Origin of the sequence: Kordiimonas aestuarii, assembly GCF_025574465.1 — a bacterium.
Lineage (GTDB): Bacteria > Pseudomonadota > Alphaproteobacteria > Sphingomonadales > Kordiimonadaceae > Kordiimonas > Kordiimonas aestuarii.
In genome coordinates this window covers 1,105,354-1,121,304 of record NZ_JAOBPP010000021.1, presented here as the reverse complement: position 1 = coordinate 1,121,304, position 15,951 = coordinate 1,105,354, and the positions used below count along the sequence as shown (strand labels likewise).

Here is a 15,951-nt window from a genome sequence, read left to right as displayed (position 1 = left end):
GTACGCCTTCACAAGAATTGAGTTGGCTTTCCAAATTGTGATATTATAACTATGCATCTTCGAACGAGACGAGAACAGTTTTGGACTGGGCACTGGTATTATCGGTTGTTGTGTTGCTGGCCGCACCGCTTTTGGCGCGGCTTGTTGCGCGTGCGCCCCACATAAAGGGTGCGCTGGACGGCTTTGTGCTGATTACCGTGCTGGGCCTCATCACGCTCACTCTTTTGCCTGAAGCGCTGACGCATGGCGGTCTTTGGGGGCTGATCATCGCCGCGATCGGTTTTTCGCTGCCCTGGATCACAGAGTTTGTATTCCACCGTGCTGAAGAAATGACCCACCGCGTGGTCATGCTGGTCGCCTCGCTGGCCCTTGTGGTCCATGCCGCATCTGACGGTGCCATCCTCGCCTTCGCCAGTGAAAGCGAAACCGGTAACTTTATTGCCGTGGGCGTACTGCTGCACCGCGTAGGCGTTGCCGTGGCCGTATGGTGGCTGTTGCGGCCAGTGCTGTCCACCGGTGGTGGCCTGCTGGTCCTCGCAGGGCTTGGCGCGATGACCATTGTTGGCTACCTGCTCGCGCTCTTTGCTGGCGAATGGTATAATTTCCCCCTTGTCGGCTACTGGCAGGCATTTGCCGCCGGGTCGCTGTTGCATGTGGTACTACACCCGCTTGAAGACCATAGTGCAGCCCCCAGCAAAGACACCCTTCCCGCCCACCGCATCGGCACGGCCCTTGGCCTTGTGTTTGTGCTGGCGCTCATCAGCGCACATTATCTGCACCACACCCCCGGTCCGCTTGGCGACATGCCGGTCCACGGCATGCATCATGCGGTAGACCTTCTAAGCGCTGTCGGGCGGCTCATTGCACCAATTTTGCTGCTGGTATTGCTGGTGGCAGCGGTGCTGCCCCACGTTTACGGCAAGGGCATGGGCAATACGCTTGCGAGCCTGCAAAAAGTGGCGCCCTGGACCATGTTGCTGTGGCTTGGCACTGCTGTATTTGTCGAACTGAGTCCGTTTGCGGTGCCCAGCACCTCTGGCGGGTTGCTGCTCTTTGCCCTGTGGCTGATATCGGTATGTGCGCTATTGATCCAGATGGGGGCACGCGCCTTTTTCACCACCTTGATGCCGCGTGTCACCATGCACAAACACGGCCATAGCCACAGCCACTAGTCAAAACGGTCAAAACCGTAAGGTTTTCCTTGCCCAAAGCGGCAAAGAACGCTAGCCATGCGCCCAGCAAACACAAGGATTTTACCCATGCGATTTGACGGGCAAACCGTACTTGTCACCGGCGGCACATCAGGTTTTGGCGAAGCCATCGTCAAGGCCTTTGCGCGCGAGGGGGCAACCGTACATTTTTGCGGCCTGATCGACGCGGAGGGCCAACGGGTAACCGACGAGATCAAGGCAAACGGCGGCACCGCACGGTACCAGCACGCGGACGTACGGGTCGAAACCGACGTGGAAGCCTTTGTCAAGGAGGCGGCGGCCGCTTCAGGCACGATCGATATTGCGGTCAACAACGCCGGAATCAGCCATACATCCGCCCGCTTTGCCGACCAGGATATGAGAATGGTGGAAGATGTCTGGCGCACCAATGTCATGGGTATCTGGCATGCCATGCGTCATGAAATCCCGGTGATGCTCAAGTCCGGCGGCGGCGCGATTATCAACACCGCTTCCATCCTGTCAAAGTCGGGGGCGGAGTGGATGGCAGCCTATGGCACCAGCAAGCACGCGGTGATCGGCCTGACCAAAAGCGCGGCGCTTGATTACGCCGACCATGGCATCCGCATCAATGCGGTTTCGCCAGGGCCAATGCTGACCCCCATGTTTGAACGCGCCCTCAGCGATATTGGCGGTGATATGAGCAAATTCGCCGGCGGCCTGCCAAAAGGCGGACCGGCGAACCCCGCTGACGTGGCGCGTACGGTGTTATACCTTGCCAGTGAAGAGGCGGCCTATATGAACGGCGCCAATGTGGTGGTGGACGGCGGCACGTCATCCGGCCAGCACGGATAAAAACAAGCAAGGCCTTGAAACACGAGGCCATTACCGACAGATAACAGGATGGCGCTCGCGCCGATGGGAGTGCACCGATCATGAAACTGGTAACCGACTGGTTCCGCAGAACCTTCTCAGACCCACAGATGGTCTTGCTCGTCATCGTGCTGATTATAGCGCTGATCGGCATCTCTTTTTTCGGGCATATGCTGGCGCCAGCGATTGCCGCGGTTGTCATTACCTTCCTGCTTGACGGCCCGGTGAACTGGCTCAAGCGACGCGGCATGCACCCGCTTGTCGCGGTCATTACTGTTTATCTCGGCTTCCTCGCAGTCTCTCTCATCACCTTGCTGGCCGTCGTGCCGCCTTTATTCCGACAGGTTGGCCAGTTTATCAACGATGCCCCCGCCATGGTTGGCGCGGTGCAGGACGCGCTGCTGGACCTTCAAGCGCGCTTCCCGGACCTGATCTCCAAAGCGCAGGTGGAAACATGGCTCGCTGGCCTTGGAAACGAGATAACCAACCTGGGGCCGCGCCTGGTGCAATACTCCCTCACCGGCCTGACCGGCGCTGTCGCCTTTGTGGTCTACGCTGTTCTTGTCCCCGTGATGGTGTTTTTCTTCCTGAAGGACAAAAGCCAGATCCTTGGCTGGTTCGGCCGTTTTTTCCCCAATGACAAGCCCCTGCTGGAGCAGGTATGGCGGGAAATACTTGACCGCGCCGGGGATTATGCCCGCGGCAAGGTGTACGAAATTTTGATCGTTGGCCTCGCGGCCTATGTCACCTACCGCGTGCTTGGCCTTCCCTACGCGACACTGCTTGCCGTCGCGACGGGACTTAGCGTCATTATCCCGTATTTTGGGGCGGCGGCCGTCACCTTTCCGGTGACGCTTGTGGCCTATTTCCATTGGGGCTTTGGACATGAGATGGCCGTCGCTGTCATCGCTTACCTTGTGCTGCAGGCGCTGGACGGCAACGTGCTTGTGCCGCTGCTGTTTTCCGAAGCTGTGAAGCTGCACCCCAACGCCATTATCATCGCGATACTCGTATTTGGCGGCATCTGGGGCTTCTGGGGCGTTTTCTTCGCCATCCCGCTGGCCACCGTGACCAATGCCGTGCTGCGCGGCTGGCGAGAGCGGTCCGCCGGAGCGTCGGAAGCCTTTAAGGTCTGATTTTAAAAAACCTTTTCATCCGGGGCGATTTCTGCCTAAATACCTGTGCGTCAAAAGAAGGACTGGCAAGATCGACTTATGATACTGGAATCTCGCAGCATCATCTTCTCCGATGAGGAACTGGTTTTGGCGATGCGCCCCGTGCTTGAAAGCCGAGGCTCTTCAGCCAACCTCCCCATCAAGACCATACAATCAGAGCTCGACGCCGAAGGCGAAGTAACTGTGCGCTTCATCCTGTCGGATGGGTCCGACCCCGTGTTTTTCAACAGCCGGGAAGTGGGGGCGGCAGTGCTGAACCACTGTATCGACCAAGGTATTCCGCTGCCGCGTGGTTCCTATAAGGAACTGGCGATCCGTGGTTCGCATATCGCGCTGATCGTGCGCCTGGAATCAGGCTCGATGAGTTCAAGCATAGACGAGGACGAAGAATAGCCTTCGCCCTCATCTCTTTGTCGTTATCAGCCTATTCCGGCAGAAAGTCCGGCACGGAGAGATAACGCTCCCCGGTATCGTAGCAGAAGCCAATCACGCGGCTGCCCTTAGGCAGGTCTTTCACCCTGGACGCAATGGCCGCCAATGTGGCACCGGACGAAACCCCCACCAGCATCGCCTCCTCACGCGCCGCCCGGCGTGCCATGTCCTTGGCATCAGCCGGTTCAACCTTCAGCACTTCGTCGATCAGGTCCATATCCAGCACCTCGGGCAAAAAACCCGCGCCAATGCCCTGAATCGGGTGCGGGCCGGGTTCGCCACCTGACATCACGGGCGACAGGGTCGGCTCCACCGCACAAACCTTGAACGCAGGCCATGCCTTTTTCAGGACAGCCGCACATCCGGTGATATGCCCGCCAGTACCAACGCCGGTGATCATATAATCCAGCCCGTCAGGGAAATCAGCCAGGATTTCCTGCGCGGTTGTTTCGCGGTGCACCTTCACGTTGGCCGGGTTCTTGAACTGCTGCGGCATCCACGCACCGTCTGTCGCCTCTACAAGCTCGCCCGCTTTGGCGATGGCACCCTTCATGCCCAATTCCTTGGGAGTCAGCTCAAATTCCGCGCCGTACGCCAGCATCAAACGGCGGCGCTCAATGGACATGGACTCAGGCATGACCAGTATCAGCCGGTAGCCCTTCACTGCGGCGACCATGGCAAGGCCGATGCCGGTATTACCCGATGTCGGCTCGATAATCACGCCGTCCGGCTTGAGGGAACCGTCTTTCTCGGCTTCCTCAATCATGGACAGTGCAATGCGGTCCTTGATTGAGCCACCTGGGTTTACTCGTTCCTGCTTGATCCAGACCTCATGGTCCGGAAACAGCTTTTTCAGACGCACGTGCGGTGTATTGCCAATAGTATCCAGAATGGAGTCAGCTTTCATCAGGTCCCCCTTCTTCAGGTGTATGACTGCAGCAGTTTGACGCGCTCAGACGCGCGCTTTCTGCCGCGATTTGATTGAAACGATTTCATCGGTGTCACAGGGGCGAAACATCACCCGCGACCATGCCGGGATCGAGCGCGTTATCCAGACGTTCCCGCCAATCACCGAGTTATTGCCGACGATGGTTTCACCGCCCAGAATGGTTGCCCCCGCATAGATGACAACATTGTCTTCAATGGTGGGATGGCGCTTCTGGTACTTCTGGTCGCGGTCAACGCGCAGTGCGCCAAGGGTAACACCCTGATAGATTTTGACATTATTGCCGATGATTGCAGTTTCACCTACAACGACGCCGGTGGCATGGTCGATGAAGAATGATTTGCCGATGGTCGCGCCCGGGTGGATATCCACGCCGGTTTTCTGGTGGGCGTATTCCGCAATCATCCGCGGCAGCAACGGCACATCCCGCCTGTGCAGCGCATGTGCAAGCCGGTAGGCCATGATCGCGTAAAAGCCCGGATAACACAGGATCACTTCTTCCACGGACGATGACGCCGGGTCACTGTCGAAAATTGCCTGTGCGTCCAGATAGGCGTCATCCGCAATCGACGGCAGGTCTGACAGGAAGCCCTGCACCAGAAGCCGCTCACAGCCCACGTCACGGCCTTTGCACAGGCGCTCCACCAGTTGATAAAGCTCCCGCTCGAGAAGCGACAGGCGTGCTTCAAGCGTCAGGTCGTCATCTTCCGCCACAGCATAGTGCGGGAACATGACGGCGGCGGTTTTTTTAAGAAGGTTACCGATTTTGGCCAGAGACATGCCGGACAAGTCACCATATCGTTGATGATGCTCCTGCAGTTTGGCTGCGATGTGATCAAGGCTCGTGTCGGTCATCGGCTTGGTGCTCATGGCTTGGCCCTCTTTTTCCTGTATAACAGTTTAGGAGGACCGGGGCCATCTACAAGCCCCGCGCGCGCGAGAAATTCTTCACTTTCATGCGAGGAAAGCTTGTGCCTGAGGTAAAGGCGGCTCAGGCGTCGTCATCCACACGCTGCTCAAGCAGGTATCCATACCCGGCTTCCAGCATCAATTCATCAGACCGCCTGACCACGGCCTTGTCGATGGCTTCCATGAATTCAGTCTTATCAAGACCGTGTGGCAGCGGGCCGTTAATCTCGTATACGGCTGTACCGCCGCGATGCCAGAAACCTTTGGTCCAGAAAAGACCGGTGTTGGTTGACACCGTATATACCGGCAGACTGGTGTCGGCCTGCAGATAATAGGCACCACTTTTCAGCCGCTTGTAATGGCCGGGGCGCACGCGGGTGGCTTGCGGGTACACAATGAGCGGACGGCCCAGCTCCTGAATGTGTTTCGCCACATCTTCCATCCCTTTATGCGCCGTCCGACTTTCACGGTCGATCCGAACGATTTTCGCCTTGCGCAGGGCCGTACCGATAAAGGGGACCTTGAAGAGCTGCTTTTTTGCCAGCGCCGTCACATCATTGCGCAGAGGGAAGGTAAGGATCGGGTCCATATTGCTCTGGTGTGCGGCCGCCAGAATGAAAGCTCCCTCTTTCGGCAGCTTCTCCGCGCCGCGATACTCATACTTGAGGCCCAGTGTGAAACGGGCGATCCACAGCGATGACAGGCAATAGCCAAGGATACCGCGCCGAACGGCATAATCCGTCTTGGCAAGGCACAGCGGCATCAGAACCCCGCCGCAATAAAGCACCGTAAAGGGATAAAAGATTATATTGAACAGGATGGAGCGAATGCCGTTGATCAGAGTTGTCACTTCATATCTCCCGTTCATTGTAGTTTTGGCGACAATAGTTTGCGCCCGATTAGCCATTGCCACTTTACACAGGTTTAACTCAAGAAAAAAATCAGTTAGCGTAATGCCGTAAGCCAGCGCGCAAAGAAGGAATGCAAGGTGACGGACCAGGATAAACGCCGCGACGACCGGCTGCCAGTGCTATGGCACGGCAAGCTCACCACGGAGGATGATCGGGAATTTGATTGCCAGATCAGGGACGTGAGCCTCGCGGGCACGCTGATCACCTGCGACGCAGACATCAAAATGGGTGAGGAGCTTCTTCTGACCATTGACAAGATCGGCGAGTTCGCCAGCGTGGTCAAGTGGCAGGGCTCGCAGGGCCTTGGCCTCATGATCCTCGCGGGGCCTGACCTTGTGCTGAAGAAATTTGCCGAAGGCGCTGGCGGCAAGGTCTCTGACAGCCCGCATGATCTGGGCACAGACCCGCTCGCAAGCTAGGGGGCATGCGCCAAAAAAGAGGGCGGCTACCACAAGGGTAAACCGCCTTTTTAGTGAGCAAAACTGCCGAGTGCTATCCTGCTGAGTGCTCTTTAGGTCACTATTGTCTTATTGTTATTATCGTGTCGTTTTTGCCCCTGTGCCCGTCTTCTAACGGCGGGTCTTGTTGCGGCGCTCACGGCGGCGGCTGTATTTTGCCTCGGTTGCGCCAAAGCTGGCGTACACGACGATTGCTGGACTTGCTGGCATAACTTCATTGATGAATACCATTTTTCTACTCCTCGCTGCCGTACCTCTTTTGGGCCGGTCATCTATTTGTTCGGGCTTATGCCCTGCGCTGTCACTGTATTCTTGTGATTGTTGTTTTGTTGCCTTGATAACAGCAAGCGGTGTGCCAGATGACAAAGACATTTATAATCAAATACTTAATATTTATTCCATTTCAAGAGATCTATGAACTGTTCATTATCGGACAGGGTTTCTGTTCGTTTTTGAACAGTCTGACGGAGAAAGGTTTCACAGCATCTTGCCTTTTCGGGTGGCTTGCGCTATCACCATCATCATAAATATAAAGATTTCTTTATATTTATTTGAAAAGGAGAAACCATGGCTTATCCCCCGAAGCCACATGTGGAACATGACTGGGGTTGCATCACACGCCTGGTGGCAGATGCGCCCTTTGCGCACATCTTCTCCGGCGCAGCCGGGAGCCAACGTGTAACCCGGCTTCCATTTGTCTTTGACGATCACGGCGACGGCACCGGCACTTTGCGGGCCCATATGGATGCCAACAACCCGCAATGCGCCCAGCTTGATGGCGGCGATATGCTGGTGGCGTTTTCCGGGCCGCATGCCTATGTGTCCCCCAATTGGCGCGGTGACCGTGCCCGCGGGGCGACATGGGACTATACGGCTGTACATATGTGGGGCCGTGCGTGCATCAGGCAGGAACGAGCGTTTTTTGCGTCGCTGATCCGTGATCTGGCGGCACCGCCCGAGCACCGATACCAGGCTTTGTCCGAGCACCCGCAATGGACTCTCGAGGACGCGCCGGAGGCCTATGTAGACCGCTTGTTTCCCCACCTCACAGGTTTTGAAATTAAAGTCACCCGCGTTGAGGCAATTTCAAAAGTGCATCAGGACTTTCCTCCCAAAGACGCCCTTCTGGTTGCCGACCACCTGGCGCAAAGCCAGGACGAAGGCGGCAGGCTGATTGCGGAGGTCATCCGGGAAAAAACCGGCGTCCGCGGGACACGGCGTTCCGCCTGATGCCTGGTTTCGGTATATCCCGGCTCAATGCATCGCCGCAGGGGTTCCATCAGGGGATTCGCCAGGGACTTCGTTGGGGGCTTCATCAGGGGTTTCATTACCGGTAATCCGGGCCAGCTTGTCCGGATTGCGGGTAATGAAGATGCGGTTGACCGTCAGGTCCGCGGTGTAGCCAAAGGTGACAACGGTATCCACCACACCGTTTGCACTGACCACGAGCGAACGGCCAGAGTTCAGCTCCTGCTCGCTCACCGTACCGGGCTGCCAGTACCGGCCAAGCACTCTGGTGATAAAGGCAAGCACTTCACGCCTGCCTGCCAGCTTACGGTTGATAGATGTGGCCTTGCCACCCCCGTCGGCATGCAATGTTACATCTTCAGCCAACAATTGCACCAACCCCTCTGTCGTACCGGTTTTGACCGCCGTCATGAACGCATCCACGAAGGCGTCCTGTCGTTCTGGCGGGGCATGACGCGGGGTTTCCTCGCGCTGCACATTGGCCCGCGCGCGCGACACCAGCTTGCGACACGCGTTTTCACTGACATCCAGACTTTTCGAAATATCGGCATAGTCCATCTCGAACACGTCATGCAGCAGGAATGCCGCGCGTTCCTTTGGCGCCAGCCGTTCAAGCACCAGCATGAACGCCATGGTTACGCTTTCCGAAAGCGACAATTGTGCCTCCGGGTCGTCGAGATTTTCGGTATGCATCGGTTCCGGCAACCATGCGCCGATATAGCTCGTGCGGGTATGCCGCGCGGACTTGAGTACATCCACCGCCTTGCGCACGCACACGGTGGTCAACCAGCCCTGCGGGTTTTCAATTTCATCATCCCGCGTGCCGAGCCACGCGATCAAGGTATCCTGCACCACGTCTTCGGCTTCCGCCACCGAGCCCAGAACCCGGTAGGCCAGCCCCATCAGGCTGGGCCGGTGCTGTTCAAAAATCTCGATAGTCTCCGTGTTCATCTGGCTTCCATCAGTGCTGTGAAACCTGGATACGGTTCCACAGATTGATCATTGCCGACAAGGCTGTCAACGCCGTGATATCCTCATCCGAGAAATGCTCGCGCAGGCGGGCACGATGGTCCGCAAACCGGGCATCCGGCTTCAATTCGGTCAGGGCCTCGATATAGGCAAAGGCCGCTTTCTCCCGATCAGTGAAATCATTGACATGGCGCCAGACAACCAAGCGGTCGAGCCTTTCGTTGCTTTCACCATGCCTGCGGGCATCGGTGGTGTGCATTTTGACGCAATACCCACAGCCGTTCATCTGCGAAGCGCGCAACTTCAAAAGATGGCGCAGGCTTTCATCAATGTTGGTTTCCGCAATCAGCTTTTCCACTTCGGCGAGAGCTGAAATAATCGTTTTGCCATGATGGTAGATATTAACAGGGGCTGTCTGTGACATCGGTCTCTCCTTTTCAGTACGGCTTCACTACCGTTTTCAAAAAGGAGACGAACCAGCCTGACGGGCTGTGACGTGGCTGACTGTTTTTTACCTGTTATGGGTTTTCACCCATTCGGGCACTGCATCGACAAGCACCGGGCTGTTCAGAAGTGCCATTTCTTCACGGTCGTTTAGCCATTCTTCCAACTCGGCCACCGTCTTTGCACGCTCCAGCTTTGCTTCCGCCAGGATAAGGTCCGGGTCAAACTCGCCGTCGGCTTCCTGTTCCATCAGTTGCGCACGGTGCCAGGCGCGAAAGTCATCCTCCGCAGCCAAAGCCCCAAGCGGGGACTTGGCGGTGCGCAGGTGCTCCCCATCAAGCCGCGCTGTCACGGCTTCCAGAATAGGCGGTTTGCGCTTTTCTTCCGGTGTGCGCAGGAGGCCGATTTTTCTCAGGGCAAGCCCCACATCACTGCGACCGCTGACCCAGGACAAGGGCGCGGCAAGCATCAAACCGCCCGTAACCGGCAGCATCCACAAAAAGAGATCCTTATGCAGATAAAAGGTCACAATGGCAGCAACAACACCGATGACGGTGTGCCACCTGTGCGCCTTCAGTGCAGTTGCGAAACTGATCGACCCATCACCCCGGCGCTGTGGCTGCCAGCCGCTGTCGCCGCCGGTGATAACCTCCCAAACGATACGGCTTTGCGCCAGCATCATCACCGGCGCATAAAGCGCGGAGAGCAGGACTTCGGTCAGCACGCTGAGGGTCACGAGGATCGGCCCCCCATAGCGCAGGCAACGCATCGGGTTGACGATGGCCGATACCCATGCAAGCGCCTTGGGCGCAAGCACGATGCCCATCGAAAGGATGAACAGTTCCACCGCGCGCACGCTGTCAAACACGGGCCATGTGGGGAATAGCGATGGCCGCGCAAAATATTCGGGCCGCGTGAAACTTGCCTGCACCGCAAGCGTCAAACCGACCGCCAGCAGCAGAAACCAGAACAGCGCGCTCATATAGGCCATGATGCCCGATAGAATATGCAGTCGGGTAGTCACCGCCAGCCCGCGGGCGAACAGGAATTTGATATGCTGCAGGTTGCCCTGGCACCAGCGACGGTCCCGCGTGATAACGTCGCTGACCGACGGCGGCGCTTCCTCGTAGGTGTGCTGGAGGTCCGTATCAAAGCGTACGCCCCATCCTGCCCGACGCAGGAGCGCGGCCTCGATGAAATCGTGGCTGATCACATGGCCGCCAAAGGGCGCCTTGCCCTTGAGGATCGGCAGATGTGCCGCGCTGGCAAACGCCTTGGTGCGGATGATCGCATTGTGGCCCCAGAAGTTGCTGCCGTTGCCGTGCCAGCCCGACAGGCCATTGCCGAAAATAAGGCCATAGCCCCGGTTGGCAAATTGCTGCAGGCGGGCATAAAGGCTCTCTGCCAGTACAATGGACGGCAGGGTCTGCAGCAGGCCAAGCCCCTCGTCCGCCTCCATGCGGCGCGCCATTTCAACCATTGTTTCGGCGCTCATGATGCTGTCCGCATCCAGAATAAGCATGGCGTCATAGGCACCGCCCCAGCGGGTGACCCAGTCCGAGATATTGCCGGCCTTGCGCTCCGTATTATGCGCCCGGTGCCGGTAATAAACCGGGCACTCAGCAGGCGCGCGCGCGATCAACTGGTGGAAAACATGCTCCTCCTTAAGCCAGGCGCGCGGCTTGTTGCTGTCGCTCAGGATAAAAAAGCAGAACTGCCCCGGTGCCTCTTTGGCCAGCCCTTCCGCCATGGCCTCAATCGCCGCGGCCACGCGCGCAGGATCCTCGTTATAAACCGGCGCAAGGACCGCTGTTTTTATACCTGGGGGATTTTCGTGGATATGGCGGCGACCAAGAATATCGCGCTTGAGAATCAACAAAAAACCAAGCACCGCCTGACAGGCCGCAAAACTGACCCAAGCGAAGTTAAGCGCAAAAAGGATAAGAAACAGCCACTGCAACAAAGTGATATCGCCGGTACTCATCACGGCATACATTTCTCGCACGCCGTAGGCGGTCACAGCCGCCGTGCCACCAAACAACAGTATCCGGGCAAGCAGCGTGCCCACAAGGCGCACAGGCGCCATACGCCCCCGGTCCTTTGACTTCGGCGCATGCACGCCCTGACGCGGCATTTCAAGCCGGTTCTCATCGGGCAAGGCCTTCAAAGACGGCGCCACTCCCATCTCAGCTGGTCCAACGGTAAAGCCAGGTTTCGCCAACGGCCGCTCCTTGGTATTTGGGTTGGATCCTGATTTCCACCGGCCCGGCAGTGCCCGGCTCAAATGTCAGAAATACCCGCATGTGTTCCTCATCAACCCTTTGTGCAACTACCTCAACAATGCGGCCCCGGCTGACACTTCTATCGAACTTTATCTCTTTTATCGGCACATTTTTTGGCATTCCGCGATAGTCGATCACCATCTGCGGGTATTCTGTCCCAAGCTTGAGACCGTAGGCACTGCGGCGCACCCGGCCAAAGCCCGCAGGCAACGGATTGTCATTCGGCCACGTCAGGCGATAAGAAAACTGATACGGCATGCCCGGCTGAAGCGGTGCCTTCGGGCGCCAATAGGCGACAATATTGTCATTCGTCTCCAACGGTGTTGGAATTTCGACAAGCTGTACATGCCCCTCGCCCCAATCGCCACGGGGCACAACCCATGCGGATGGGCGGGTATGATAACCGGCTTCCTGATCTTCAAACGCCTCCGGGCGGCGGTCCCGGAGAATCAGGCCAAACCCCTTAGGGCTTTTGTCCATGAACGCGCTGACCTGCAGGTCGTTCGGGTTGCTAAGCGGCCGCCACAACCGCTCGCCCGAGCCGGTATGTATGGCAAGCCCGGTGGAATCATACACAGCTTCGCGGTAGTCGGGCCTGTCTGACCGATCAATGCTGCCAAAGTAAAACATCGAGGTCAGCGCCCCAAGCCCCACATGCTTAAGCGGCGCGCGCGGGAACAATGTTGCCTCCACATCCATGCGCGTCGGGTCGTCAGGGTAAATACCAAAACGGTAGGCGCCGGATACCCGCGGGCTGTCCAGCAACGCATGCACAACAATACTATCCGCATGGGAGGAGGGACGCTCAATCCAGAATTTGCGAAAGATAGGAAACTCTTCGCCTGTGGGTTCCGCCACATCCACGGCCAGGCCGCGGGCAGACAAACCATAGGTTTGCCCGCGCGACACCGCACGGAAATAACTCGCGCCCTGGAAAACTATAAACTCGTCCTCATAATCTTCGCGGTTCAGCGGATAATGCAGGCGAAAACCGGCAAGCTGCCCCACCTTGGCCAGAAGCGCCGAGATTTCCTTCCTTGGCGTATCAAACGAGGTTTCATTGACCGGGGCCGGAAATGCCTTTCCATTTTCCACGACCGAGATATCAACCCCGCTGGCATAAAGGTTACCAGGTGCAAACATCTCCACAGAAAAGCGCGTGGGCGTGCCGCCCCATATTGCAGCTTTTTTGCGGTAGTTGATACGCCGGTATTCCGAATAGTCGAGACCCAGCAACGCGTCCGGCACCTTGGCTGGCGGCACGAAAGCGTCCTCGGACAATCTCTTTGCTTCATCCAGCACCACCTGACGGGAAAAAGCCGTTGGCTCGGCCTGGACGGCCAGTGTAACACCGCATAAAAACATCACGGCATGGATGCCTGTCAGGCATGCCTTGAAGGCGGTCTGCGGCAGTGGTTTACCCATGATTAGCCCCTGGATCTAATACTTAAAATCAAGTCAGAATTAGATAAATGCCTCTACATCATGGCAAAAAAATGAGGTTTGGCACATTTGCCCAGCGGACACTAAACGGACGTATGGAAATTTGGCCTGTACCGCTTTCTAGCGTACAGGGTGTGTAAAGCCAATCATAGAAAAATCATGCGATCTGCCGGTCACCTGCATGGCAGGATAAATAGGTGCCAGGTCAGTGGCTGGTGAGCGAAAGCCCCTTAGCCTGAATACCCACCACCCCACGGGCAGGCAGCGCCGCCCGCCGGGACCGCGATCACGCGGCCCCTGTTTCAGCGGCGGTTCGGTCCAGACTTTCCTTCAGGATAGCGGCCATGCGGTCGATCTCTTCATGGCTGATGATGAGCGGCGGGCTGGCGACCATGGACTGGCCAACCGCGCGCATAATCAGACCACCATCCAGACAATGGTCACGGCATTTCATCGCCACATTGTCCTCCGCCGGGAACAACGCCCGCGTGGCCTTGTCCTGCACGAGCTGGATACCGGCAAGAAGCCCGGCCCCGCGTACTTCCCCCACCAGCGGATGGTCCGCTACCGCGTCATACAGTCGCTTGCGGAAATAGGGCGCCGTGTCGTCATGCACGCGGTCGATCAACCCTTCGTCTTTGATCAACTGGATATTGGCAAGCGCCACGGCGCACGAAACCGGATGCCCGGAATAGGTGTACCCGTGCGAAAAGACCCCGCCACGCTGCATGGCGCGCTGCACCCGGTCGCCATAGGCGACAGCGGCGATGGGCAGGTAGCCGGATGACAGGCCCTTGGCCATGGGCATCAGGTCTGGCTCAATACCGTAAGCTTCGGACCCGAACCAGTGGCCAAGCCGACCAAACCCACAGATCACTTCGTCAGCCACCAGCAGCACGTCATATTTGCGGCAGATGCGTTGGACTTCCGGCCAATAGGTGGCTGGTGGGTCGATCACCCCGCCCGCACCCTGTACCGGCTCCCCCACAAAAGCGGCCACATTGTCCGCCCCGAGCGCGAGGATCTTGTCTTCAAGCGCGCGCGCGGCCCTGAGACCAAACTCCTCCGGCGTCAGGTCAGCCCCGTTCGCATACCAGTGCGGATGCATGATATGGTCAAACCCCGGCAGCAGCGATTTGCCCATCGCATGCATGGCCGACATACCACCAAGGCTGGTGGCTGCCAGTGTACTGCCGTGATAGCCAAGGGTGCGGCCGATGAATATCTGCTTTGAGGGCTTGCCCTCCACTTCCCAGTAATGACGCACCATGCGGATGATGGTGTCATTTGCCTCGGACCCGGAATTGGTGAAAAAGAAATGATTGAGACCGCCGGGTGTCAGCTCCGCCAGCACGCGGGACAGTTCAATCTGGGGCGGTGTCGCGCTCTGGAAAAAGACGTTATAATAGGCCAGTTCCTGCATCTGCCTGTGCGATGCCTCTATAAGTTCCTGGCGGCCATAGCCGACATTCACACACCACAGGCCCGCCATACCGTCAAGGATCTTTCGGCCGTCCGAATCCCAGACATGCGACCCTTGGGCCTGCGTGACAACAAGCGGCCCTTTGGTGTCAAAATATTTCGGGTCGGTAAAAGGATGCAGATGGTGCGCGACATCAAGCGCCTGCCACTCTTTTGTTTTCCGTTCGGGACGAGACATAGATCATTCCACTTCTTATTATCGTTGCCGGAATACGGCGCTTCCCTCCATCCGCCGCACCCCGGACCCTTCTCCTGACAGAGGTGGCGACAGCCCTATCAACAGGGGTAAAAAAACTCGCTGCATCGCGGAAGGTGCGAAGCAAGGCACAGGCGGTGCGCTTAGGGCACCGAATGCTGGCTCATCCCCTGATCAGCCGCAAATTTCGCCGCATCAGCGCCGCGATATGCTGGGCACCTGTCCCCGGTTGTGCGGCCAGGCCCTCAATAATGCCCTCCATATCCGGTTGTTCCTTTTCCTGGTTGAGCCGGGCAATGCCTTCAATGTCATGCACTTCCAGATAGAAGGCGTGCACCATCGGCACGTAACGCTCGATCTGTTCGGGTGTCAGCGCGCCCATGCTCCAGGCTTCATCATCCGCCTGCGTACCGGTCAGGGCTTCCATATGGTCAACCGTGCGTGCAAGCACGAGCAGGCTTTCGTCCGGGTCATGCACGGGGACAAGCCGCCCACGCACCTGCACAGACACGTAGCTGAAGGTGGGGGCGGTGATATTCTTGCGAAACCAGCGCGGTGAGATATAGGCGCCGGGGCTGACAAAATGCGCAATGGCATCACACCCGCCCGGCGCTATATGTCTCGCGTGGGGGTTTCGGACCGCCATATGACCGGCAAGGCGCAGTGCTCTACCACCGTGCGTAGGTGCCCGCACAAAAGGCACGACCGAGCTATATAATCCGCCTTCCCCCGCCGAGGATAGCTGCGCCATCGGGTTGGCGGCGATATAGGCCATAAGGGCATCCGGGTTTGAAAACTCATAATGCTCGGGCACGAATGTGTTTTTGCCGACATTGTCCCATGACCGCGCGAGCCCTGGTTGCCCCTTTGGCCCTGATTGTAAGGGTGGTGTTTCCTCTGGCATTTTAACCCTCGTCCTGACAGTTGGTGGTTGAAAACTGCCGCACTCGGCGACACCGGGGGGGACGCTAACCGTGCGTTCTGCGGTGACCGGCAGACACCGCCCCGAGGTTC

15 protein-coding genes are annotated in these 15,951 nt (G+C 57.7%); 6 read left to right on the top strand and 9 right to left on the bottom strand.

Annotated elements, in window-relative coordinates:
• Positions 1-80: 80 nt before the first annotated feature.
• The 4 genes from OEU85_RS17660 to OEU85_RS17645 all read left to right on the top strand — a co-directional run bounded on the left by OEU85_RS17660 (position 81) and on the right by OEU85_RS17645 (position 3,610).
• A complete protein-coding gene (locus OEU85_RS17660) occupies positions 81-1,172 on the top strand; it encodes a ZIP family metal transporter (RefSeq protein WP_262692854.1) in 1,092 nt (363 codons plus the stop codon).
• Between the two features lie 87 nt (positions 1,173-1,259).
• Positions 1,260-2,024 (top strand): SDR family NAD(P)-dependent oxidoreductase, encoded by a 765-nt coding sequence (locus OEU85_RS17655; protein WP_262692853.1) that lies wholly within the window; start codon positions 1,260-1,262, stop codon positions 2,022-2,024.
• An 80-nt stretch (positions 2,025-2,104) separates the two neighbouring features.
• Positions 2,105-3,178 (top strand): AI-2E family transporter, encoded by a 1,074-nt coding sequence (locus tag OEU85_RS17650; protein WP_262692852.1) that lies wholly within the window; start codon positions 2,105-2,107, stop codon positions 3,176-3,178.
• Between the two features lie 78 nt (positions 3,179-3,256).
• On the top strand, positions 3,257-3,610 hold the full coding sequence (locus OEU85_RS17645) for a hypothetical protein (RefSeq protein WP_262692851.1): 354 nt from the start codon (positions 3,257-3,259) through the stop codon (positions 3,608-3,610).
• Positions 3,611-3,641: 31 nt separating this feature from the next.
• Here OEU85_RS17645 and cysK read toward each other — a convergent pair whose 3' ends face one another.
• The 3 genes from cysK to OEU85_RS17630 all read right to left on the bottom strand — a co-directional run bounded on the left by cysK (position 3,642) and on the right by OEU85_RS17630 (position 6,354).
• Positions 3,642-4,556, bottom strand: coding sequence for a cysteine synthase A (cysK, locus tag OEU85_RS17640; RefSeq protein WP_262692850.1), 915 nt, complete (start codon positions 4,554-4,556; stop codon positions 3,642-3,644).
• Between the two features lie 45 nt (positions 4,557-4,601).
• The gene (gene epsC, locus OEU85_RS17635) at positions 4,602-5,465 is read right to left on the bottom strand and encodes a serine O-acetyltransferase EpsC (RefSeq protein WP_262692849.1); all 864 of its coding nucleotides are present in this window, start codon (positions 5,463-5,465) and stop codon (positions 4,602-4,604) included.
• Between the two features lie 121 nt (positions 5,466-5,586).
• On the bottom strand, positions 5,587-6,354 hold the full coding sequence (locus OEU85_RS17630) for a lysophospholipid acyltransferase family protein (RefSeq protein WP_262692848.1): 768 nt from the start codon (positions 6,352-6,354) through the stop codon (positions 5,587-5,589).
• 138 nt (positions 6,355-6,492) lie between these two features.
• Here OEU85_RS17630 and OEU85_RS17625 point away from each other — a divergent pair, with 138 nt between their 5' ends.
• Positions 6,493-6,834, top strand: coding sequence for a PilZ domain-containing protein (locus OEU85_RS17625; RefSeq protein ID WP_262692847.1), 342 nt, complete (start codon positions 6,493-6,495; stop codon positions 6,832-6,834).
• A 606-nt stretch (positions 6,835-7,440) separates the two neighbouring features.
• On the top strand, positions 7,441-8,103 hold the full coding sequence (locus tag OEU85_RS17620) for an FMN-binding negative transcriptional regulator (RefSeq protein WP_262692846.1): 663 nt from the start codon (positions 7,441-7,443) through the stop codon (positions 8,101-8,103).
• A 24-nt stretch (positions 8,104-8,127) separates the two neighbouring features.
• Here OEU85_RS17620 and sigJ read toward each other — a convergent pair whose 3' ends face one another.
• From sigJ to OEU85_RS17590, 6 genes are all read right to left on the bottom strand, one after another.
• Positions 8,128-9,072 carry an RNA polymerase sigma factor SigJ gene (gene sigJ / locus OEU85_RS17615; RefSeq protein WP_262692845.1) on the bottom strand — a complete coding sequence of 315 codons (945 nt, stop codon included), beginning with the start codon at positions 9,070-9,072 and terminating at the stop codon, positions 8,128-8,130.
• A 10-nt stretch (positions 9,073-9,082) separates the two neighbouring features.
• Entirely contained in the window at positions 9,083-9,514 is a 432-nt protein-coding gene (locus OEU85_RS17610; protein ID WP_262692844.1) for a carboxymuconolactone decarboxylase family protein, read from the bottom strand.
• Between the two features lie 87 nt (positions 9,515-9,601).
• Positions 9,602-11,755 (bottom strand): glucans biosynthesis glucosyltransferase MdoH, encoded by a 2,154-nt coding sequence (gene mdoH / locus OEU85_RS17605; protein WP_262692843.1) that lies wholly within the window; start codon positions 11,753-11,755, stop codon positions 9,602-9,604.
• Complete coding sequence (locus tag OEU85_RS17600; protein ID WP_262692842.1) at positions 11,721-13,241, bottom strand: glucan biosynthesis protein G; 1,521 nt, start codon at positions 13,239-13,241, stop codon at positions 11,721-11,723. Before OEU85_RS17600 ends, mdoH begins: the two co-directional genes overlap by 35 nt.
• Positions 13,242-13,545: 304 nt before the next feature.
• Positions 13,546-14,919, bottom strand: a complete 1,374-nt coding sequence (locus OEU85_RS17595; RefSeq protein ID WP_262692841.1) for an aspartate aminotransferase family protein — start codon at positions 14,917-14,919, stop codon at positions 13,546-13,548.
• A 181-nt stretch (positions 14,920-15,100) separates the two neighbouring features.
• The gene (locus OEU85_RS17590) at positions 15,101-15,841 is read right to left on the bottom strand and encodes an FMN-binding negative transcriptional regulator (protein WP_262692840.1); all 741 of its coding nucleotides are present in this window, start codon (positions 15,839-15,841) and stop codon (positions 15,101-15,103) included.
• Positions 15,842-15,951: the final 110 nt, after the last annotated feature.

Bases quoted from the DNA above. Each gene is read 5' to 3' on its own strand.
- OEU85_RS17655 (WP_262692853.1), top strand. From the start codon at position 1,260: ATGCGATTTGACGGGCAAACCGTACTTGTCACCGGCGGCACATCAGGT.
- OEU85_RS17650 (WP_262692852.1), top strand. From the start codon at position 2,105: ATGAAACTGGTAACCGACTGGTTCCGCAGAACCTTCTCAGACCCACAG.
- OEU85_RS17645 (WP_262692851.1), top strand. From the start codon at position 3,257: ATGATACTGGAATCTCGCAGCATCATCTTCTCCGATGAGGAACTGGTT.
- cysK (WP_262692850.1), bottom strand. From the start codon at position 4,556: ATGAAAGCTGACTCCATTCTGGATACTATTGGCAATACACCGCACGTG.
- epsC (WP_262692849.1), bottom strand. From the start codon at position 5,465: ATGAGCACCAAGCCGATGACCGACACGAGCCTTGATCACATCGCAGCC.
- OEU85_RS17620 (WP_262692846.1), top strand. From the start codon at position 7,441: ATGGCTTATCCCCCGAAGCCACATGTGGAACATGACTGGGGTTGCATC.
- sigJ (WP_262692845.1), bottom strand. From the start codon at position 9,072: ATGAACACGGAGACTATCGAGATTTTTGAACAGCACCGGCCCAGCCTG.
- OEU85_RS17610 (WP_262692844.1), bottom strand. From the start codon at position 9,514: ATGTCACAGACAGCCCCTGTTAATATCTACCATCATGGCAAAACGATT.
- OEU85_RS17600 (WP_262692842.1), bottom strand. From the start codon at position 13,241: ATGGGTAAACCACTGCCGCAGACCGCCTTCAAGGCATGCCTGACAGGC.
- OEU85_RS17595 (WP_262692841.1), bottom strand. From the start codon at position 14,919: ATGTCTCGTCCCGAACGGAAAACAAAAGAGTGGCAGGCGCTTGATGTC.
- OEU85_RS17590 (WP_262692840.1), bottom strand. From the start codon at position 15,841: ATGCCAGAGGAAACACCACCCTTACAATCAGGGCCAAAGGGGCAACCA.